Genomic DNA, 20,156 nt, shown 5'->3' on the forward strand with positions numbered 1-20,156 from the left:
TTAACGACCAACAAGGAGAATTCCAATGAAGAAGAAGTTAATCTGTCTGCTGGTGGCCGGGGCGTTGCCAGGGCTCGCTTTTGCCGACTCGACCAGCGAACAGATCAAGGCCCTGCAGGAGCAGCTCAACGCCCTGCAAAAAGAGGTCAAGTCCCTGAAGACCGAGCTGGCACAGTCGAAGAGCAGCGGCAAGGTGGTAGCCGCAGCACCGGTGACACCCGTAGCCGCAGCAGCGCCGGTCGACATCAGCTCGCCCGACTACGGCAAGGCGCAGGCGAACCTGACCAACGACCAGGTCGATGCGATGAAGCAGCAGATCGCGAACCAGCAGCTCAAGGTCGATTCGCTCACCGACGCCGCCAACACCGGTCCGCTCGCGGGCCTGTCGATCACCGGCTACATCGACCCGACGTACATCTACAACCGTGCACCGGGCACCTCGTCGTTCCTGTTCGCGAACCACACGGGTTCGTATAACTACTTCAACAGCACGTTCGGCGATGTCTATCTCGACATCAAGAAGACCTTCGGCGTGGGCCCGATGGCGCCTTCGGCCGAAATCACGCTCATGCCCAACCGCGGCAACGGCATCACGCTGCTGCAGAACGAGCACGGCGAAATTGGCAACAACATCCTGAACACGGCAGTCGTTACCGTGCCGGTGACTGCCACGGGCACGTTCGTCGCCGGTCTCATGCCGAGTTTTGGCGGCTACGAGGTGCAGCAGTCCAACCAGATGCTCACGCTCACGCATAACCTGCTCTACGACTTCTCCGATCCGGGCAGCTATGTGGGTATCGGCTGGAACTACACGCCGAGCGGCAGCCAGTGGGCGTTCAAGTTCATGATCGGCAACGAGCAGTACCGCACCAATGGCGCGGTCGTGCAGACGGGCCAGAACGCGCTGGGCGACCCGATCACCACGAGCAACAGGATCCCGACGTTCACGGCGCGAGCCGACTACACGTGGTCTAGCGCACTCGACATCGGCGGCTCGTTCAACATCGGCCGCCAGACGCTGCCGAGCGCGTTCGATTCGACGACGGGTCAGGCCGTGTACGGCGTGGGTGGCCAGGCATCGAGCTCGGGCGGCTACTTCTTCTTCGGCGAAGTGGACGCAAGCTACACGCTCGCGGACATCCAGTACAACGCCGAAGTCGATTACGGCCAGCAGCAGCGCGCGGCATTCAACGGCGGCAACGCGCAGTGGTACGGCTTCTCACTGCTCGCGCACCGCAAGTTCTTCGCACCGGTGGTGGGCCGCATGGGCGTGACGGCGCGCTACGACCTGCTCGCGAACGGCAAGAACGGCGGTGGTGGCGGCGGCATCGTGCTCAACTCGAACGGCATGGATACGGCCAACGGCTTCGGCATTGGTGCGGACTGCCTGGCAAACTCGAAGGCCGGCGGCGGCTTCGGCTTCGAGTGCAAGGGTGCAACACGTCAGGACGTCGCGCTCGACCTGCTGTTCTTCCCGACGCAGCAGATCCAGGTGAAGGTGGAATATCGCCACGACTGGGCCACGCAGCGCGTGTTCCTGAACAGCGACGGCTCGTACAGCAAGAGCAACGACTTGCTGGGCGCGCAGTTCATCTACTCGTTCTGATGAAGTCGCGGCGGGCGGCGGCCTCGTGCTGTCGCCCGCTGTTTCCCGATTCGCTTTCCGTTATGCTCAAATTCGCCAATCAGCCTCATGCCCCGTCCTGGTACGCGGCCACCGCCCACGACTCGACCACGCACCCCGCGCTCGAAGGCGTGCTCGATGCCGATGTCTGCGTGGTCGGCGCGGGCCTCACGGGTGTTTCCGCCGCGCTTAATCTCGCCGAACGCGGCCACCGCGTCGCGCTCGTGGAAGCCTCGCGAGTGGGGTGGGCCGCAAGCGGGCGAAACGGCGGGCAGTTGATTGGCGGTTTTGCCTGCGATATCGACACGTTCGCGCAGTTCATGCCCGAAGCGGAGGTCCGGCAGATCTGGGACATGGGCCTGGAGACGCTCGACATCGTGAAGCGGCGCGTCAAGCAGCACAACATCGACTGCGCGCTCACGGAAGGCTATTTCACCGCCGCAAACAAGGCGCGCGACGTGGATGCGCTCAAGCGCTGGCGTGACGAGGCGGCGCAGCGCTTCGGCTACGACCGGTTCCAGTATGTAGACGGCGACGGTGTCGGACGCTACGTCGCGTCGTCGCGCTATCCGGGCGGCCTCTACGATCCCGATAGCGGGCATCTGCATCCGCTCAACTACACACTCGGGCTCGCGCGTGCGGCGATCGAAGCGGGCGTGCGCGTGTACGAAAACAGCCCTGTCACGCGACTGCGCGAAGAAAACGGTGCGCATGTGGTCGAAACCGCGCGTGGCAGCGTGCGCGCGAAGTTCGTCGTGCTCGCATGCAATACGTATCTGGGCGATCTCGCTCCCGCGCTCGCGCGCAAGATCATGCCCGTGGGCACTTATGTGATCGCCACCGAAAAACTCGGCGCCGAACGCATGAATGCGCTGATGCCCGCCCAGGCTGCCGTATGCGACAGCCGCTTCGTACTCGACTACTTCCGTCCCGCTGCGGACACGCGCCTGCTCTGGGGCGGCAAGGTGAGCTATTCCACCTTCGCACCGCCCAATCTGGGCGAAGCCATGCGCCGCGACATGCTGAAGACGTTTCCGCAACTCGCCGACGTAAAGGTGGATTACGCGTGGGGCGGCTACGTGGACATCACAATGAACCGCGCGCCGCACTTCGGCCGCCTCTCGTCCACCGTGTACTTCGCGCAGGGCTTCTCGGGTCACGGCGTGAACGTCACGGGACTCGCTGGCACGCTGATCGCCGAGGCGATCCACGGCCAGGCCGCGCGCTTCGACCTGTTCGGCAAGGTCCGTCACCGCGATTTCCCGGGCGGCGCTACACTGCGAACCCCTGCCCTCGTGCTCGCGATGGCGTGGTATCGGATGAAGGACCTGCTTTGATGACACTCGACCTCGACGCCCAGGCGGACGCCCTCTCCCGCCGCTCGTACTACGAAGCCACCGCCACGCGCCCGGCCGGCGACGACCCCGTGCTCGAAGGCACGCTCGACGCCGACGTCTGTGTGATCGGCGCGGGCTTCGCCGGACTCTCGGTCGCGCTGGAGTGCCGCGCACGCGGCCTTTCGGTCGTGGTGCTCGACGCCCATCGTCCCGGCTGGGGCGCCTCGGGCCGCAACGGCGGGCAGACGCTCGTGGGCTTCGCGAAAGACGAAGTGCTCGAAAAGCAGCTTGGCGCGCTGGGCATACGCGCGGCGTGGGCGCTCTCCATCGAGGGCGTGAACCTCGTGCGCGAGCGCATCGCCCGCTACGGCATCGATTGCGACTTCACGCCCGGCTATCTGACCGTTGCGACGAAAACGAAGCGCGTGCCCGATCTACGCGCATGGATGGACGCCGCTCGCACGCGCTGGGGCTACGATCGACTCGAATGGCTCGACACCGACGCCACGCGCGCACGGGTGGCGTCGCAGCGTTATATCGCGGGGGTCTACGATCCGGTTTCGGGGCATCTGCATCCACTCAAGTACTGTCTTGGCCTCGCCGACGCAGCGCGCCGCGAAGGCGCGCAACTCTTCGCGCATACGCGTGCGCTCGAAGTCGTACGCGGCGCGCGGCCCGTCGTCAGAACGACGCACGGCGAAGTACGCTGCCGCTTCGTGGTGTCGTGCTGCAACGCCGCGCCGGGCGGCGTGCTGCCCGGCAGCGTGGCCGCGCGTATCGCGCCCATCGCCTCGTACATCATCGCGACCGAGCCGCTGGGGCGCGAGCTGGCCGACTCGTTGATCGCGCAACGTTCAGCCGTATGTGACAACAACTTCTTTCTCGACTACTTCCGGGTCTCGGCGGACAACCGCATGCTGTTCGGCGGCCGCGCCGATTCGACCGGTGCCGCGCCCGAGCGCCTTACAGCGGCCATGCAAACGCGCATGAGCGATACCTTCCCGCAGCTCGCCGGTGCGCGCGTGGAATACGCATGGGGCGGCTTCGTCGATGTCACGCGCAACCGCGCGCCCGACTTCGGCGCGATCGACCCGAATTATTACTATGTGCAAGGCTTTTCGGGGCACGGCGTGGCGCTCACGGGCATGGCGGGGCGTCTCGTTGCGCAGGCCATCGTCGGCGAGCGCGCCTCGTTCGATCTGTTCGCGCAGCTGCGGCACGCGCGCTTCCCCGGCGGCCCCGCGTGGCGGCGGCCCGCGCTCGAAATCGGCATGCTCTACCACCGTGTGATGGAAATGTTCTGACGCGGCACGCCCTGCACGTTCCGCCGGCCTGTTATACCCTTGCGAAAGTCCGCCGCGCTCGCGCGGCGCACGCACTTCCTCTGCTTGAAACGCCTATTCGCAAGGAGCACCAGCAATGGATTACGTCAGGTTCGGCTCGACAGGGCTGCAGGTTTCGCGTCTTTGTCTCGGTTGCATGACCTACGGCGTGGCCGAACGCGGCGCGCACCCGTGGACGCTCGGCGAGGACGCCAGCCGCCCGCTCATCCGCCAGGCGCTCGACGCCGGCATCAACTTCTTCGACACCGCGAACACCTATTCGGACGGCACCTCGGAGGAGATCGTCGGGCGCGCGCTGCGCGACTTCGTCAAGCGCGACGACATCGTGCTCGCCACGAAGGTGTACAACCGCATGCGGCCCGGCCCGAACGGCCAGGGCCTGTCGCGCAAGGCCATCCTCACGGAAATCGACCATAGCCTCAAGCGCCTCGGCACCGATTACGTCGATCTCTACCAGATCCATCGCTGGGACTACAACACGCCCATCGAAGAAACGCTCGAAGCGCTGCACGATGTCGTGAAGGCCGGCAAGGCGCGCTATATCGGCGCTTCTTCCATGCACGCGTGGCAGTTCAGCAAGGCGCTCTACACCTCGCGCCTAAACGGCTGGACCGAATTCATCAGCATGCAGGACCACGTGAACCTGCTGTATCGCGAGGAAGAGCGTGAAATGCTGCCGCTGTGCGCCGACCAGGGCATTGCCGTCATGCCATGGAGCCCGCTCGCGCGCGGCCGCCTCACGCGCGACTGGAACGAGACGAGCGAGCGCGAGGCCACCGACAAGTTCGGCAAGACCCTCTATGGCGCCGATGCGGACAAGGCTATCATCGATGCGGTCGCCACCATCGCGCGGGCTCACGACGTCCCGCGTGCGCAGGTCGCGCTCGCGTGGCTGCTGCACAAGCCCGCCATCACGTCGCCGATCATCGGCGCGTCGAAGCCGCAGCACATCGAAGACGCTGTGGCGGCGCTTTCGCTCAAGCTCTCGGACGAAGAGATCAGGACACTCGAAGCGCCGTATCTGCCGCATGTGATTGCGGGCCACCAGTAAGCGATGAAGCCGCTGGCAGACGTTCGCGCACGATGCGCGCGAGCGTCTGCATGAGCGCGTCGGCGACCTGCGGCGGCGTTTCCGCATAGCCGAGCAGGAAGCCGTTGTAGCGCGCGGCGTCCGGTGCATCGACGCAATACGCGCTCAACGGCGAGAGATGCAGGCCGTGTGCGCGCGCGGCTTCGCTCACATCGGCGTCGGCGAGCGGCGCGTCGAGGCGTACGCTCAAATGCATGCCGCCCGCGTCCGCCGACACCGTCATCACGCCGACCAGATGTTTGTCGATGGCGGCGACCAGACCGTCGCGGCGCTCTTCGTAGAGCTTGCGCATGCGCCGCAAATGGCGCGCGTAACGCCCGCTTTCGATGAATTCCGCGAGCGCCAGTTGTTCCGCCACGCGCCCCTGGCGCACGAGTGTGTGGTGCGCCTGCGCGAACTGCGCGGCCACACGCTGCGGCACGATCATGAAGCCGATGCGCAGCGCCGGAAACAGCGTCTTGCTGAAGGTGCCGAGATAGATTACGGGCGCGTCGTCGGCGAGGCCCTGGATCGACGGCAGCGGCGGCCCGTCGTGGCGCAGCTCGCTGTCATAGTCGTCCTCGACGATCCACGCGCCGCACGCGCGCGCCTGCTCGATCAGCGCGAGCCGCCGCTCGAGGCTCAGCACGCAGCCCAGCGGATACTGGTGCGACGGCGTGAGATAGACGAGTCGCGGCGGCCTCTCGCGCCAGTCCTCGGGGCGCGTCGACATGCCCGCCGCATCCACACTCATCGGCACGAGTTGCAGCCCCGCGGCCGTGAACGCCACGCGCGCGCCGAGGTAGCCCGGATTTTCGATCCACGCGCGTTCGCCCTCGTCCGCGAAGAGACGCGCGCACAGGTCGAGGCTCGACTGCGTGCCGTCCGTGACGAACACCTGGTCGGGCTGGCAGCGCACGCCGCGCGACACGCGTACGTATTGCGCGATTGCCTGACGCAGTGCGGGCATGCCCGCGCTGTCGCCATAGCCGAGATCGTGCGCGCGCAACTCGCGCAGCGCGCGTTCGACCGCCGTGCGCCATTGCGCGTAAGGAAACGCGTCGAGCGCGGGCACGCCTGGGCGCAGCGCCTTCGAACCGTCGCGGCCCGCGCGGCGCGGCGGCAGTTCGCGCACGCGGCGCGCAAGCGCAGGCACGGGTTCTTCGCGCTGCGTGGTCTGGGTCGGGGTTGCGACTGCACCGGCGCTGACCGCGTTGACGACCGAACCATGGCGCGTCGCGCTGACGAAGCCCTCTTCCACGAGTCGCTCATACGCATAGAGCACCGAGTTGCGCGCGATGCCGAGCTGCTCCGCGAGCGCGCGGCTCGACGCGAGGCGCGTGCCGCGGCCAATGTCGCCGTCGAGAATCGCACGGCGCAGGCTCTCGTAAAGCAGGTCCTGCTGCGTGAGCTTGCGCACGGCACGCTTCGCATAGGCCGTCATCATCAACGCGTAGTCCAAACCCGTGGCTCCATTGTTTTTAGTTTCTGTGGGACTAACAATGGTGCCACAAGTCGCTTACGCTTGGGAGTCCGGGAAAGCCTGTCAACAAGGAGAAGGAGACAACACATGACCGACACGACGCTTGTGGTCCGCGCCGTCGCACCCGACGATTTCGCTGCATGGCTGCCGCTCTGGGACGGCTACAACCGCTTTTACGGCCGCTTCGACGCCACCGCGCTGCCGGAGCACATCACGCGCACGACCTGGTCGCGCTTCTTCGACGGCTACGAGCCCATGCACGCGTTCATCGCCGTGCGCGGCGAACGCGTGCTCGGCCTCGTGCACTTCATCTATCACCGCAACACGATTCTGGAAGGGCCGATCTGCTATTTGCAGGATCTCTTCACCGTGGAAGACGCGCGCGGCCAGGGCGTGGGCCGCGCGCTGATCGAGGCCGTGTATGCGCACGCGAAGGCGTCGAATTCGGCGCGCGTGTACTGGCACACGCACGAGACGAATCACACGGCCATGCGGCTTTACGACGGCGTGGCCGTGAAGCCTGGCTTCGTCATGTACCGCAAGGACGTTTGATGGGGCGTCTGAAGCGCCTCAGGCGAGATCCTTGAGCAACGAGGCACGCACCTCGCCGTCGATGGTCTGGGTCGGCACGCGGTAATTCGGATGATCGCAGCCTATCGTGAGCGCGGCGCCTTCGCGCAAGCGCGTTTTCATCTGCGGCGTGAGTTCGAAGCGAACGAAATGCACCGCCGAAGTCTTTTCGGCGTTCTCGCGTTCGAGGTCCTCGTCGGCAATCGCGTAGACGGGCGGCTCGCCATCCACCTGGACGAACACCTTGTCCTCGATGCCGATCAGCCGCGCCAGCGCCGCGCGCCGCTCGACTTCACTCGCGTATTCGAGCTGCATGGTCGCCTTCAGGTTGCCGCCGTCGGGCACGAGCGGCAGATAGGCTGCGAGTTCGCCCTGAATGCCGTCTTCGTCGAAGATCTTTTCGATGTGCAGCATCTCCTGAATCTGGTAGCGGATCGTCGTCTCGTCCTCGAACAGGAACGTGAGGTGATTGCCGAGCGATACCACGCGCTGCTTTTTGTGCTCGATGATGCGTTTGCGCATGTCGCCCCGCACCCTGGCGTAGGCTTCCAGCGTCAACAGCGAATTTCTCGCGATCGTCATGAGTCGTGCCTCGTGAATGTTGCGGGTTGGCGTCGGGGCCTAGATGCCGTAGGCGCGGCGCAGCAAGGTAATGGGGTGAGCGAGCGGCGGCTCGCCTAGCTGGTTCTCTTCGATGCCCTGCGCAATGTGATGCCCCGCAAGCTGGCAATCGGACGAGATGAAATTCGGTTCGGCCTGCCCCATCTGCTTGAATACGGGCGTGCCGATCTTCATCGACATGGCGTGGAATTCCTTCTTCACGCCGAACGTGCCCGCGTGGCCCGAACAGCGCTCGACAACGGTCACTTTTGTTTCGGGCACGAGCGAAAGCAGATCGAACGTCTTGCGGCCGATGTTCTGCACGCGCGCATGACACGGCACGTGATACGACACGTTGCCAAGCGGCGCACGGAAATCGGTCTTGAGCAGGCCGTCGCGATGACGCGCCACGAGATACTCGAACGGGTCCCAGAACGCGTCGCTTACGGCTTTCGTGTTGGCATCGTCGGGGAACATCAGCGGCAGCTCATGCTTGTACATGAGGACGCAACTCGGCACCGCGCCGATCAGCGCATAACCTTCGCGCGCGTAACGCGCGAGCATCGGCATGTTCTGCGCCTGCTTGTGCGCCACGCCCTCCAGATTGCCCTGCTCCAGCAGCGGCATGCCGCAGCACCATTCGCTCTTCACTAGCTCGTAGGGAATCTCGTTGTGGTCGAGCACCGCGAGCAGATCGTGGCCGATGCCGGGCTCGTTGAAGTTCACGTAACACGTCGCGTAAATGGCGACCTTGCCCGGCGTGCGCTCGCCGTCGCGCACGTCGCTCGAGCCCGCGCGTTTAGCAACGTTACGAAACTTGTGTGTAGCGAAATCGGGCAGCCACGCCTTGCGATCGACGCCCAGCATCTCTTCCATCGCGCCGCGCATCGCCTTCGTGCGATTGATCGCGTTGACCGTTTGCGTCACCACGGGAATGCCGGCGATCTGGCCGAGCGCGTCGGTATTCGAGAGCACGCGGTCGCGCAGCTTCACTTCGCCCTTGCGGTAATGAACGGCCTTGGCACGCAGCATCAGATGCGGAAAGTCCACATTCCACGGATGCGGCGGCACGTAGGGGCACTTCGTCATGTAGCAGAGATCGCACAGGTAACACTGGTCGACGACCTTGTCGAACGACGCCTTGTCGACGTCGTGCGCTTCGCCGCTATCGGTTTCATCGACGAGATCGAACAGCGTGGGAAACGCGCCGCATAGCGACACACAGCGCCGGCAGCCCGCACAGATATCGAACACGCGCGCGAGTTCCGTATCGAGCTGGCCCTGGTCGTAAAAAGCGTCGGAGCGCCAGTCGAGCGAATGGCGGGTTGGCGCTTCGAGACTGCCTTCCTTGTGGGGCATGACGTCTCCTTCTTTTATTTATCAGCCCAATACACGGCTAGGTGGGCGCGCGCGAACGCGCGCCGGTGCTTGCCCGGCACGCGAAACAAAAGCGCGCGCGTCATGGGCGCGTGCCGTCAGGCACGCGGCGATGCCCAATGCGCCTCAGTCCGCCAGCACGTCCAGCGCCTTCGTATAGCGGTTGGCGTGGCTGCGCTCCGCCTTGGCCAGTGTCTCGAACCAGTTCGCGATTTCGTCGAAGCCTTCGTCGCGCGCGACCTTGGCCATGCCGGGGTACATGTCGGTGTATTCGTGCGTTTCGCCCGCAATGGCCGCCTGCAGATTCAGACGCGAGGTGCCGAACGGCAGCCCGGTGGCCGGGTCGCCTACCGCTTCCAGATATTCGAGGTGGCCGTGCGCGTGGCCGGTTTCGCCTTCAGCGGTCGAGCGAAACAGCGCCGCGACATCGTTTTGTCCTTCTACGTCGGCCTTGGCTGCGAAATACAGATAACGGCGGTTGGCCTGTGATTCGCCGGCAAATGCATCCTTGAGGTTCTGTTCCGTCTTCGAGCCCTTTAGCTGTGCCATCTGTGCCTCCATCGTTCGACCTGAAATGTGGGGACGCGACGCAATTCGCCTCGTGCAATGCAGCATGCGTGGGCGACTTCGCCGCACTATTAATCTAGGTTGTGGCGTTTGCGTTCCCAATTGTGAATTTCAATCCCAGCGATAGCGTAGCGGGGTTTACGCGAGCCGAAATGCGCGGAAAGGGGGCGGGTTCAGGCACGCGCCGTGCGCGCGACGAACTGTCCTGCACTCTTCACTTTGCGCGCGCGCGGAGTCGTCCTAGACTTGGAAATTGCCGACGCGCCCGATCAATTTTGCGGAGATGCCATGCGACTTACAATCTTGATCAACGGTTCCGATCCGACCGTCAATCACGACTATGCAGTGCTCTGGCTCGATACCGACCAGCAACGCTGGTCCCGCGAGTCTCACGAAGGGATCGACCTGCCAGAATGGGGTGAATTGCGCGACGTGAATGGTGTCACGTCGCTGTGCGCACCGCTCGAAAACGAGCCGCTGTGCACGTTACGCGGCCTGCATGTAAACCGCCGCCAGGAAATCAGTTCAGCACACGGCGACGCGACATGGTCGTGCGAAACCTCGCACTCGCCGATGGAGGGCCAATGGCGACTCCAGGCTGTGGACCGTCAGATGGTCCGCGCCGAGCATTCGCTTTTTGCAGGCTGAGTCGTTGTTGATGATCTGACCGATTGAATGCAGGCGGCATCATTTGCCGCCTCGCTCCTCGCGCAGCAACGCAACGCTGCCGCGCTCATTGCAGCTGTTTGTGCGTCACCTCTCGCTTGCGCCCGCCCTTGAGCGGGCGCGCGTTTTTTTGCGCCCGCATTTTTTCTCCCGCCTCCACGCGCGTCATGCGCCCGCTATACTTTCAGCCCGCTTGATCCTACCCCAGTCCAGCCTGTCCTTTCGATGAAGAAGCTGTTTGCCTCGCTTGTTGCCTCCCTGCTGCTCGCCGCCGCGAGTCATGCAATAGCCGCACCGGCCTGTTCGCAATTCGTGCCCGACGGCCAGTTCCCAACGCTCACGAATCAGCGCATGGCGCCGAAAACGCGCATGCTCTGCTATTCGGATTTTGCCGTGCTGCATTCGGGCGTCACGCACGGGCCGTTGTGGTCCGCCGAGCATCTCACGCGCGACCACCTCGAAGCCGCGAAGGACATGACGCGCACGAACCGCTTCTTCGAGGACGACCGCCTGCCCGAAGGCGAAGGCGCGACGCTCGCCGACTACAAGCGCAGCGGCTTCGACCGCGGCCACATGAGCCCCGCAGGCAACCGCTGGAATGCACAGGCGATGGCGGAATCGTTTTCACTCGCCAATATCGTTCCGCAGAATCGCGACAACAACCAGCGCCTTTGGGCCCATATCGAAAGCGCCGTGCGCAAGCTCGCGTCGAAGTATGGCGAAGCCTATGTCGTGACCGGTCCGCTGTTCACTGGCGCACAGCTCCAGACGATCGGCGCGACGCGCGTGCTCGTGCCGACGCAGATCTTCAAGGTCGTGTACGTGCCTTCGCAGCAGCTCGCGTTCGCGATCGTCGCGGACAATACGGCTGTCGATCGTTACGACGTGCGCTCGGTGCGCGATCTCGAAGCGCAGAGCGGCATTTCATTCCCCGGAATTCCGGCGAATGTCGCGGCGAAGGAAAAAGTTTCGTTCAATGGCCGCGGCTTTGCCGTGAGCAAATGGGGCTGGTAGGCGCGCCCCCCATTACGCATAAGGAGGATCACAAGGTGTTCGACGCATATGCAAACGACAACGACGTGCTCAACGTGCAAGGCGACGCGCTCACGCTCACGAACGGCACGACGCGCGTGACACTCGCCGGCACGCTCGAACTCACGCGCGACAAGCGCGGGCTCGCCGCTGCGCTGGCGCTGAAGGCGGCGCTCGACGACGTCGTGAAGACACTGCAGGCCGATCCGCACCTGCCCGCGAAGGTTGCCGACGAGCCGGACCGGAAGCCCGGGGTCGTCGACAATCCGTTCAACTGATCAGGCCCACGCGAAGCGCACGCTTTAGAACGGCTTGCCTTCGCTCTCGCTCCAGGCGCGCGCCATGAGCGTGTTCGAGGGCAGCGTTTCGTCGAGCAGCTTCTTCGCGCTCTGTGCCCCCGCGATCGGCAGGCCGGTGGGATCGATCGCGCCGATCTGCGCGAGCACCGACGCCTGATCCCAGTAGATGTGCTCGTTATAGAGCTTGTTGCCGCGAAAGCAGATCACGGCGAGCATCGGCACCTCGAAGTACTTGCCCGTGGGCGCGAGGCCCGGCAGCAGCCAGTCGATCTCGCGGTCGTGGGTGCAGCAGAAGATGAACTCGTCCACCACGCGGTCCGAGCCGATCGTGCGCGAGATCGGGATCAGGCGCGTGTCCTCGGGGTTCGAATGCACGAAATGGTGCGTGTAGAAGCGCTTGAGCTCGTCGTGGCCCACGCCGCCCGTCATCGTCGGAATGTGGTTGACGTAGGGCTGCGCGACCATGGTCGGCATCACGTCGCTTGGGTTGCGCGCGACGAACTCGTGGTAGCAGTGCTCTTCCCACAGCGCGTTGAAGTCGTAGATCGGACCGAGCACCCGGCGCAGCATGGCGAGCGTGCGCGAGTAGGCCATCATCGTGGCGGGCTTGTCGTACGTCGAGCGCGAAGACGAAGCGAACGCGTGATCGCAGCCAGGGTACGTATACAGCTCGACGCCAGGCTTGCCCGCCAGCGCCTGCGCGATGCGCTCGCGCGTGGCGGCGTCGCAGTGGGCGTCGTCGGCGCCGAAGTGCAGCATCAGCGGACACGTGATGCGCGAGGCTTCGTCCAGATCGTTTTCGAGGCCCACGGCGTAATAGCCGATCGCGCAATCGACATCGGTGCGCGTCGCGCTCAGGTACGCGAGCTTGCCGCCCAGGCAGAAACCCACCACGCCGACTTTGCCGCGATGTTGCGGGTGCGCGCGCAGCGCGGCGAGCGTTTGCGCCACGTCCTGCATCGCGAGGTCGACGTCGAAGCGCTCGTAGAGCGAGAACGCCTTCTGCGCGTCGGCGCCTTCGTAGCCAAGATCGACGTTCGGCTCCAGACGCCAGAACAGGTCCGGCACCATCACGACGTAGCCTTCCTCCGCATAGCGGTCGGCGAGCGCGCGCATGTAGCCGTTCACGCCGAAGATCTCCTGCAGCAGCACGAGGCCGGGGCCGCTGCCCTCGGGCGGCAGCGCCGTGTAGGCGCGGAATTCGCCGCCGTCGTGCGACTTCACCTGGGTCCATTGTCCGTTCATCGGGGCTGTCTCCTCTCTTCGGTCTGGTTTAGCTGCCGTAGATTAGCGTCGATCGCGCGCCGCTGCAGCGCGTCGCACCATTCACGCCGCGCCGAAGCCGCCCGCCGCCGCGAGCGGCGGCAGCGCCGACTCGCCGCGTATCCATGCGTACTGCGCCAGCTCGGCCATTTCCTTGTCGCCGCGGCTGTCGCCATAAGCGTAGAGCGTGGCGGGCGCGTTCGTCCCCCACCACGCGCGCAGCCGCGCGACCTTCTCCGGCCCCCAGCAGTTGTTGCCCGCCAAATGGCCCGTGTACACGCCATCGCGCCACTCGAGCTCGCTCGAAAGCACGGTGCCAATGCCGACCGTCCTGGCCCACATGCGCAGATAGATCGACGGCGACGCGCTCACGAGCACGACCTCATGGCCGAGCGCCTGGTGCTCGGCCACGCGCGCGAGCATCTCGGGGCGCAGCAGCGCGGGGAGACGGCGCTCGACGAAGCGCTGCGCGGCGGCTTCGAGCACCTCGCGCCGCACGGCTCCCATCGCGGCGTACAGGAAGCGCGCCTTGGTCGGCCCGCGCGGCGACCAGCCTAGCGGGACGCCGATGAGCGAGGGCAGGCAGCGCAGCGCGGCGGCGGCGAAGCGGGCGGGGCCGGCGGCGTCGAGCATGAACGCGCGAAAGCTGTCGGACGTGGTGATGGTGCCATCAAAGTCGAATGCGGCGGCGACGCGGTCGTTCATGAAACGGTAGGGGCCTGGCATGGAAGGGAAAGGCGACGCGGCTGGGCGCGCCGAACGGGCGTCATTGTCGGCGCAAACGCGATGCAGCTGCAACGCAGCCCAAGCGCGCCCGTGATGTTGACGCAATTCGTCAACATGTATCGATATGGACGCGCATCGATGCCGATGCATTAGCGTCATTGCGCGTTAGACGCCAGACCGGCGGCATCGACGATCTCGATTTCGCCGTAGCGCAATGCGAGCAACCCTTCGCGCTCGAACTGGCGCAGGATCTGGTTCACCGTTTGCCGCGAGAGTGCGAGCATCAGCGCGAGATCCTCCTGCGGCACGTTGATCACACGGCGCGCGCGCTGCCCGCCTTGCGTGCCTGCCGCCTCGCCGTACTCGTTCGAGAGCAGCAGCAACCGGCGCGCCACGCGGGCGGAAGCGCCCAGCAGCGCGGTCTCCTCGATCGCGTCGAACGCGAGTCGCAGCTTTTGCGCGAGCAGCAGACCAAACGCATGCCAGTACGCAGGCGTTGCGTCGAGCAGCGCCACCAGCGCCGCGCGCGGCACATGAAAGAGCGTGGAGTCGCGCTCGGCGTAGGCGTCGTGCGTACGTGCGCCGCCGTCGAAAAGCGCGATCTCGCCGAACCAGTGCGCCGGCCCGACCACGGCGAGCAGCACCTCGCGGCCCGCGACGCTCGCCGCCCCCACGCGCACCACGCCTTCCAGCACGCAGTAGAGACCGTCGTCGGCGTCGCCGCGCATGAAAAGGCGCTCGCCCGCCTGCAGCGTGCGCACGCGCCCCGCCGCGCGCAGCGCGTCGCGCAACGGTGCGGGCGCGCCGCGAAACCATGCGCTGCGCTCGAGCGCGGCGGCGGACGGCGAACTGGCGATGACGGGCGGGACGGAACGTGAGGGCATCGGGACAGGGCAAGCGGGGCGAGGCGAGTCACAAAGCAGCGCAATTGTCGGCTAGCCGAAGGTTTGCGCTCGTCAGCCCGACGATCATAATGATTTTGGAGACAGAGAGACACCCATGAGAAACCTGACCGGGCAGCTCACCCAGTACGCGGCCTATCACCGCGACGTGCGCAACATCGGCACCCATTTCGTCGGCATTCCGCTCATCGTGCTCGCGCTTGCGGTCCTGCTTTCGCGTCCGGTGATCGCACTCGGGATGCCGGTTCCGGTCTCGCCGGCGTGGCTCCTGTTCGGCGCCGCGACGATCTACTACCTCGTACTGGACGTGCCGATCGGCCTCATGATGGCGGTCGTTTCCGTCGCGTGCGTGGCCTTCGGCGCGTGGCTCGCGCAGCAAGGCACCGCCGCGTGGCTGGGCGGCGGCGTGGGACTGTTCGTGGTCGGCTGGATCTTCCAGTTCGTCGGGCATATCGCGTGGGAGCATCGCAAGCCGGCCTTCGTCGACGATCTCATCGGCCTCATGATCGGCCCGCTCTTCGTGCTCGCCGAAGCGCTCTTCAGCCTCGGCTGGCGCCCGGCGCTGCGGGCGGCGATCGAGGCGAAGGTGGGCCCTACGCGTATCAATCCGCCGCGCGCTCAGGAAGCGCGGCAGTAAGCGGCCGTTGCAAGGTCCTCAGCGCTCGAACCGGATGAGCCGCGCCGCGTGCACGGCCGTGAGCGCGACGGCGAGCCAGATCGGCACGTAAGTTCCGAGTTCGCGCATGCCCAGGTGCTCCCCCAGCAGCGTGACCGAAACGATCACGAGCAGCACCGGCTCGACATAGCCGAGGATGCCGAACAGCGCCATCGGCAGCAGCCGGCTCGCGTTCAGGTACGACGCGAGCGCAACGGTGCTGAGCACGCCGAGCCCCGGCAGCAGCGCGAAAGCGAGGAACTTGTGCGCGTCGAGCAGCGCGAGCGAGCCGCCCGCACGCACTTCGATCACCGCCACCGGCACGAGCAGCAGCATCTCTACGGCGAAGGTGACGAGTGAATCCGCGTGGATCTTGCGGCGCAGCACGAAATACGGCGGATAGCCGAACGCGACGAGCAGCGTGGGCCACGAGAACGCGTGCGTCGTCCACAACTCGTGCGCCACGCCCACGGCGGCACACGCCACGGCGAGCCATTGCAGCGGCTCGAGGCGCTCGTGATAGTAAAAACGTCCTACCAGCACCATGATGAGCGGCAGCAGGAAATAGCCGAGCGACACTTCCAGCATGCGCCCGTGCAGCGGCGCCCACAGAAACACCCATAGCTGCGAGCCCAGCAGCGCGGCGCTCGCCACCAGGGCGAGCGCGGTGCGCGGCTCCTTCACCATGCGCGCGACGAGCGCGCGCAATTGCGGCGCGCGCTTGCGCAGCACCAGCAGGGCCAGCGCACCGGGCGCGGTCCAGATCACGCGCCACGCAAAAATGTCGAGGCCGCCGAGCGGCGCGAGCAGGAGCGTATAGGCCGACATCAGCGCGAACAGCGCCGAAGCGCCCACGGAAAGCGCAATGCCGCGCCCGGGTTCGTACTGGTTCATCGGGACACGCGGTGACAGAAAGCGCTAACAGCGGGATCGCGAACGGCGCGGTGCGTAGTTTTCGCACGCGCGGGTAAGAACGTTGTCATTTGAATTGGCTATTGAATAAGGCTTGGGCGCGCGTTGGCGTCGGCGAGACCGCATTCTAGTCGCGTTTGGGCGGCGGCAGGCGGCGCAAACCCGCGCCGGACAAGGCGGGCACACGCCGTGCGCGCTTTGCGCCCTGGTGCAGGGCGAGCAATTTTGTCCGGCAGATCACGCCACGATGGACTAGAACGTAAGTCTCGCCACGCCAGCCCGCCGTCGCCTTAACCGGCTGCAAACCGCGGCTGGAACTCGCGGCTGGAATTCGCTTCGACGAGCGAGATTTCACCGGGGCCGCTGGAGCCGCAGCCCGGCTTATCCCGGAGCGCCACGCCAGCGCCCGCCGCCGTGATTCACGACGCCGTCCCCAACGTCCAACGCCCCCTGGAGCCCGCATGCCATCTTCTGCGCCCCGCCCCGCCGTTGCCGACCCCGCCGGTGCATTCGGCCTTTCGCCCGCCGCCGGCACATTCGCCGCCGAAGTGCGCGCCGGTTTGACGCGCTCGCCGCAAAAGGAACTGCCGTCGAAATATTTGTATGACGAAGTCGGCTCGGCCCTCTTCGAGGTCATCACCGTGCTGCCCGAATACGGCGTCACGCGCAGCGAGGAGCGCCTGCTCACGCGCTACGCGTCCGAGATCGTCGAAGCGCTGCCCTCCGACGTGAAAGTCGCCGAACTCGGCAGCGGCAGCGGCCGCAAGACGCGCCGCATTCTCGAAGCGCTGTGCCGCAAGCGCCCTACGTCGTACTGCCCGATCGAGATTTCGCGTACCGCGCTGCAACTGTGCCGGCGTGAACTGGCCGACATCGAGCGCATTTCGATCGTCGGCTACGAGCGTGACTATCTCGCCGGACTGTCCGAAGTGAGCCGCCAGCGCAAAGAGGGCGAGCAACTGCTCGTGCTCTTTCTCGGCAGCACGATCGGCAACTTCGCGCGCCTCGCGGCCACGCGTTTCCTGCGTGACATCCGCGCGATGCTGCGCCCCGGCGACACGCTGCTGCTCGGCACCGACCTCGTGAAGCCCGTGGATACGCTGATCGCCGCCTACGACGACGCCATCGGCGCCACGGCCGCATTCAACCTGAACCTGCTGTCGCGCATCAACCGCGAACTGGACGCCGACTTCGACCTGCACGACTTCGAGCATGTCGCGCGCTTCAATCCGGACGTGCGCAGCATCGAGATGCATCTGCGCGCGAAGCGCGACGTGCATGCCGAAGTGCGCTCGGCGCATCTCACCGTCGACATCGGCGCAGGCGAGACGATCTGGACCGAGAGCAGCCACAAGTATCACGCCGACGAAATCCCGGCGATCGCCGCCGACGCGGGCTTCGAATGCACGCGTCAGTGGGTCGAAAAGGATTGGGGATTCGCAGAGAGCCTGCTAGCCGTGAAGTAAGCGGCGTCCGAAACGAAAAAGCGGTGCGCCAATGTGCCTGGCGCACCGCTTTTTTATCGGGCGACGCTCAATGCTGCTCGAAGCGCTCGTAACGTTTTTCGGTCAGGCGTTCCTCGCTTTCCACCGAACTGACGCGCGCGGCCGGCGGCCCGTGGCGCAGCCACGAGAGCATGCGGTCCACCTGGTTCGCCGTGCCCTGGATCACGGCTTCGACCGAGCCGTCCTCCATGTTCGCGACGTAGCCGCGAATGCGCAGCGCGTGCGCCTGGCGCACCGTCGCGTGACGAAAACCCACGCCCTGCACCGTCCCGTGCACGCGCACGTAGTACGTTTCGAGGCGCGTATCCAGATCCGGTTCGCTCATTGTTCCTTTCTCCATGCAGGCTTTACGGTCGGCATTGTAGACGCCAACGCGCGCACGCGCCGGGCCCGCGCCACGTACAATCCGTGCCACGCCGCCGCGCCAATACCGAACATGGAAACGACCCTGCAATGACCGACACCTCCCGAGCCAACCGCGATCTCGTGCTGATCACCGGCGCGTCCGGCTTCGTCGGCTCGGCCGTCGCCCGCATCGCGCAGGAAAAGGGCTATGCGGTGCGCCTGCTGGTGCGCGCGACGAGCCCGCGCAAGAACCTCGAAGCACTCGACGCCGAAGTCGTCACCGGCGACATGCGCGACGCCGCCTCGATGCGCCGTGCGCTCGACGGCGTGCGCTATCTCTTCCACGTGGCCGCCGACTACCGCCTGTGGGCGCCCGATCCGCACGAGATCGAGCGCGCCAACCTCGAAGGCGCCGAAGCCACCATGCGCGCGGCACTCGACGCGGGCGTGGAGCGCATCGTCTACACGAGCAGCGTGGCCACGCTCAAGGTCACGAGTTCGGGCAACTCAGCCGACGAAACCTCGCCGCTCACGCCCGAGCAGGCCATTGGCGTGTACAAGCGCAGCAAGGTGCTGTCCGAGCGCGCCGTGGAGCGCATGATCGAGCGCGACGGGCTGCCCGCGGTGATCGTCAATCCGTCGACGCCGATCGGTCCGCGCGACGTGAAGCCCACGCCCACGGGCCGCATCATCGTCGAAGCGGCCACCGGCAAGATTCCCGCGTTCGTCGACACCGGCCTGAACCTTGCGCACGTGGACGACGTGGCGAACGGCCACTTCCTCGCGCTGGAGCGCGGACGCATCGGCGAGCGCTACATCCTCGGCGGCGAGAATTTGCCGCTGCAGCAGATGCTCACCGACATCGCCGGCATGGTCGGCCGCAAGCCGCCCACGATCGCGCTGCCGCGCTGGCCGCTCTATCCGCTTGCGATGGGCGCGGAAGCCGTGGCGCGCTTCACGAAGCGCGAGCCATTCGTAACTGTCGATGCGCTCAAGATGTCGAAGAACAAGATGTATTTCACGTCGGCGAAAGCGGAGCGCGAACTGGGTTATCGCGCGCGGCCGTATCGCGAGGGCTTGAAAGATGCGCTCGCATGGTTCCGCGAGGCCGGCTATCTGAACGCCAGATGAGGCAAGCTGAGGAAACTGTTACAACTTTTCTTGCGACATGCGTACAACGCCTGAAGGGCAATGCGCGCAAGCTGCGGGTAGAATCGCGGGTCTTACCTGAGAAGCTCGCATGAATCTTCAAGACCAGATTGGCGTGCTCGAAGCGGGCGTCGATCAGCTCCTTCAGGCCGCCGCCGCCGCGCACGCACCGCGCGCCGATGAACGCGCCGCCGCAGTTCCCCAGCAGGACACTCCCGTTGCAAGCAGCGAAGCGGAGCAAGCCGTCGCTGAGCAGCCGCACGCCGTTGCCGTCGACACGGCCGCGGAGGCTGCCGGTGCGGCCGCCACCGCAGAACCCGTTGAAGCCGCCAATGCAACCGTGACCGACACTGCCGAAGCCATCGAACCCGCTGCCGAAACGGCCCGCGCCGCGCCTGCGCAGCCCGAACTGCACGTGGCGCGCCCGTCGCAAAACGAGATCACGCTGACGATCGGCGGCCAGACGGTGACGCTCAACGCGCTGCAAGTCGGCCAGATGATCGAGGAGCTGTCGAACGCACGCGCCTCGATGCAGCCCGAACCGCCGCCCGGCATTCCGCAAGGCTGGCGTTTCGCGTCGACGAAGAATCCGATGATGGCCGTGCAGAAACAGTCCAACGGCGACCGCCTGCTGGTGCTGCGCCACACTGGCCACGGCTGGGTGCCGTTCACGTTCTCGCCCGACATCGTCGTGCAGATGTACATGATGCTCACGCAGCGCTAACGCGCGCG

21 protein-coding genes are annotated in these 20,156 nt (G+C 65.6%); 12 read left to right on the top strand and 9 right to left on the bottom strand.

Annotation, left to right across the window (positions count from 1 at the left end; translation table 11 throughout):
• Positions 1–25 precede the first annotated feature (25 nt).
• The 4 genes from AB3X98_RS32600 to AB3X98_RS32615 all read left to right on the top strand — a co-directional run bounded on the left by AB3X98_RS32600 (position 26) and on the right by AB3X98_RS32615 (position 5,355).
• Positions 26–1,606 carry a DUF3138 family protein gene (locus AB3X98_RS32600; RefSeq protein WP_069261586.1) on the top strand — a complete coding sequence of 527 codons (1,581 nt, stop codon included), beginning with the start codon at positions 26–28 and terminating at the stop codon, positions 1,604–1,606.
• A 62-nt stretch (positions 1,607–1,668) separates the two neighbouring features.
• Positions 1,669–2,961: an NAD(P)/FAD-dependent oxidoreductase gene (locus AB3X98_RS32605; RefSeq protein ID WP_368606044.1), complete on the top strand. Its 1,293-nt coding sequence runs from the start codon at positions 1,669–1,671 to the stop codon at positions 2,959–2,961.
• Positions 2,961–4,265 carry an NAD(P)/FAD-dependent oxidoreductase gene (locus tag AB3X98_RS32610; RefSeq protein WP_368606043.1) on the top strand — a complete coding sequence of 435 codons (1,305 nt, stop codon included), beginning with the start codon at positions 2,961–2,963 and terminating at the stop codon, positions 4,263–4,265. Before AB3X98_RS32605 ends, AB3X98_RS32610 begins: the two co-directional genes overlap by 1 nt.
• 115 nt (positions 4,266–4,380) lie before the next feature.
• Positions 4,381–5,355 carry an aldo/keto reductase gene (locus AB3X98_RS32615; RefSeq protein WP_368606042.1) on the top strand — a complete coding sequence of 325 codons (975 nt, stop codon included), beginning with the start codon at positions 4,381–4,383 and terminating at the stop codon, positions 5,353–5,355.
• Here the strand turns inward: AB3X98_RS32615 and AB3X98_RS32620 are convergent.
• Complete coding sequence (locus AB3X98_RS32620) at positions 5,303–6,835, bottom strand: PLP-dependent aminotransferase family protein (RefSeq protein ID WP_368606041.1); 1,533 nt, start codon at positions 6,833–6,835, stop codon at positions 5,303–5,305. The two genes, AB3X98_RS32615 and AB3X98_RS32620, sit on opposite strands and share 53 nt — an antisense overlap.
• Before the next feature lie 108 nt (positions 6,836–6,943).
• Between AB3X98_RS32620 and AB3X98_RS32625 the strand changes: the two genes are divergently transcribed.
• Entirely contained in the window at positions 6,944–7,408 is a 465-nt protein-coding gene (locus AB3X98_RS32625) for an N-acetyltransferase family protein (protein WP_368606040.1), read from the top strand.
• An 18-nt stretch (positions 7,409–7,426) separates the two neighbouring features.
• On the opposite strand, the gene AB3X98_RS32630 is transcribed toward AB3X98_RS32625, so the two are convergent.
• The 3 genes from AB3X98_RS32630 to AB3X98_RS32640 form a co-directional block, all read right to left on the bottom strand.
• The gene (locus AB3X98_RS32630) at positions 7,427–8,008 is read right to left on the bottom strand and encodes a DUF3501 family protein (RefSeq protein WP_368606039.1); all 582 of its coding nucleotides are present in this window, start codon (positions 8,006–8,008) and stop codon (positions 7,427–7,429) included.
• Positions 8,009–8,047: 39 nt separating this feature from the next.
• Complete coding sequence (locus AB3X98_RS32635) at positions 8,048–9,385, bottom strand: heterodisulfide reductase-related iron-sulfur binding cluster (RefSeq protein ID WP_368606038.1); 1,338 nt, start codon at positions 9,383–9,385, stop codon at positions 8,048–8,050.
• 144 nt (positions 9,386–9,529) lie between these two features.
• The gene (locus AB3X98_RS32640) at positions 9,530–9,952 is read right to left on the bottom strand and encodes a rubrerythrin family protein (protein WP_069261580.1); all 423 of its coding nucleotides are present in this window, start codon (positions 9,950–9,952) and stop codon (positions 9,530–9,532) included.
• Between the two features lie 306 nt (positions 9,953–10,258).
• Here AB3X98_RS32640 and AB3X98_RS32645 point away from each other — a divergent pair, with 306 nt between their 5' ends.
• From AB3X98_RS32645 to AB3X98_RS32655, 3 genes are all read left to right on the top strand, one after another.
• Entirely contained in the window at positions 10,259–10,618 is a 360-nt protein-coding gene (locus AB3X98_RS32645) for a DUF3564 domain-containing protein (protein ID WP_042268533.1), read from the top strand.
• A 243-nt stretch (positions 10,619–10,861) separates the two neighbouring features.
• Positions 10,862–11,650 carry a DNA/RNA non-specific endonuclease gene (locus AB3X98_RS32650; protein WP_069261579.1) on the top strand — a complete coding sequence of 263 codons (789 nt, stop codon included), beginning with the start codon at positions 10,862–10,864 and terminating at the stop codon, positions 11,648–11,650.
• A 35-nt stretch (positions 11,651–11,685) separates the two neighbouring features.
• Positions 11,686–11,946, top strand: a complete 261-nt coding sequence (locus AB3X98_RS32655) for a hypothetical protein (RefSeq protein ID WP_069261578.1) — start codon at positions 11,686–11,688, stop codon at positions 11,944–11,946.
• A gap of 24 nt (positions 11,947–11,970) precedes the next feature.
• On the opposite strand, the gene AB3X98_RS32660 is transcribed toward AB3X98_RS32655, so the two are convergent.
• The 3 genes from AB3X98_RS32660 to AB3X98_RS32670 all read right to left on the bottom strand — a co-directional run bounded on the left by AB3X98_RS32660 (position 11,971) and on the right by AB3X98_RS32670 (position 14,840).
• Positions 11,971–13,212: a dienelactone hydrolase family protein gene (locus AB3X98_RS32660; protein WP_069261577.1), complete on the bottom strand. Its 1,242-nt coding sequence runs from the start codon at positions 13,210–13,212 to the stop codon at positions 11,971–11,973.
• Positions 13,213–13,293: 81 nt separating this feature from the next.
• Positions 13,294–13,935 (bottom strand): HAD family hydrolase, encoded by a 642-nt coding sequence (locus AB3X98_RS32665; RefSeq protein ID WP_368606037.1) that lies wholly within the window; start codon positions 13,933–13,935, stop codon positions 13,294–13,296.
• A gap of 176 nt (positions 13,936–14,111) precedes the next feature.
• Positions 14,112–14,840 (bottom strand): Crp/Fnr family transcriptional regulator, encoded by a 729-nt coding sequence (locus tag AB3X98_RS32670; RefSeq protein WP_069261575.1) that lies wholly within the window; start codon positions 14,838–14,840, stop codon positions 14,112–14,114.
• A gap of 115 nt (positions 14,841–14,955) precedes the next feature.
• On the opposite strand from AB3X98_RS32670, the gene AB3X98_RS32675 reads away from it, so the two are divergent.
• Positions 14,956–15,495 (top strand): DUF962 domain-containing protein, encoded by a 540-nt coding sequence (locus tag AB3X98_RS32675; protein ID WP_368606036.1) that lies wholly within the window; start codon positions 14,956–14,958, stop codon positions 15,493–15,495.
• Positions 15,496–15,513: 18 nt separating this feature from the next.
• On the opposite strand, the gene rarD is transcribed toward AB3X98_RS32675, so the two are convergent.
• Complete coding sequence (gene rarD / locus AB3X98_RS32680) at positions 15,514–16,407, bottom strand: EamA family transporter RarD (protein WP_368606035.1); 894 nt, start codon at positions 16,405–16,407, stop codon at positions 15,514–15,516.
• A gap of 479 nt (positions 16,408–16,886) precedes the next feature.
• Here rarD and egtD point away from each other — a divergent pair, with 479 nt between their 5' ends.
• Complete coding sequence (egtD, locus tag AB3X98_RS32685) at positions 16,887–17,891, top strand: L-histidine N(alpha)-methyltransferase (RefSeq protein ID WP_368606034.1); 1,005 nt, start codon at positions 16,887–16,889, stop codon at positions 17,889–17,891.
• A gap of 67 nt (positions 17,892–17,958) precedes the next feature.
• On the opposite strand, the gene AB3X98_RS32690 is transcribed toward egtD, so the two are convergent.
• Entirely contained in the window at positions 17,959–18,255 is a 297-nt protein-coding gene (locus AB3X98_RS32690; RefSeq protein WP_069261571.1) for an acylphosphatase, read from the bottom strand.
• Between the two features lie 128 nt (positions 18,256–18,383).
• On the opposite strand from AB3X98_RS32690, the gene hpnA reads away from it, so the two are divergent.
• Entirely contained in the window at positions 18,384–19,406 is a 1,023-nt protein-coding gene (gene hpnA / locus AB3X98_RS32695; protein ID WP_368606033.1) for a hopanoid-associated sugar epimerase, read from the top strand.
• A gap of 109 nt (positions 19,407–19,515) precedes the next feature.
• The gene (locus AB3X98_RS32700; RefSeq protein WP_342946829.1) at positions 19,516–20,148 is read left to right on the top strand and encodes a hypothetical protein; all 633 of its coding nucleotides are present in this window, start codon (positions 19,516–19,518) and stop codon (positions 20,146–20,148) included.
• The last annotated feature ends 8 nt before the right edge of the window (positions 20,149–20,156 follow it).

It is taken from the genome of Paraburkholderia sp. BR14312 (genome assembly GCF_040948675.1).
GTDB classification, from domain to species: domain Bacteria; phylum Pseudomonadota; class Gammaproteobacteria; order Burkholderiales; family Burkholderiaceae; genus Paraburkholderia; species Paraburkholderia nodosa_A.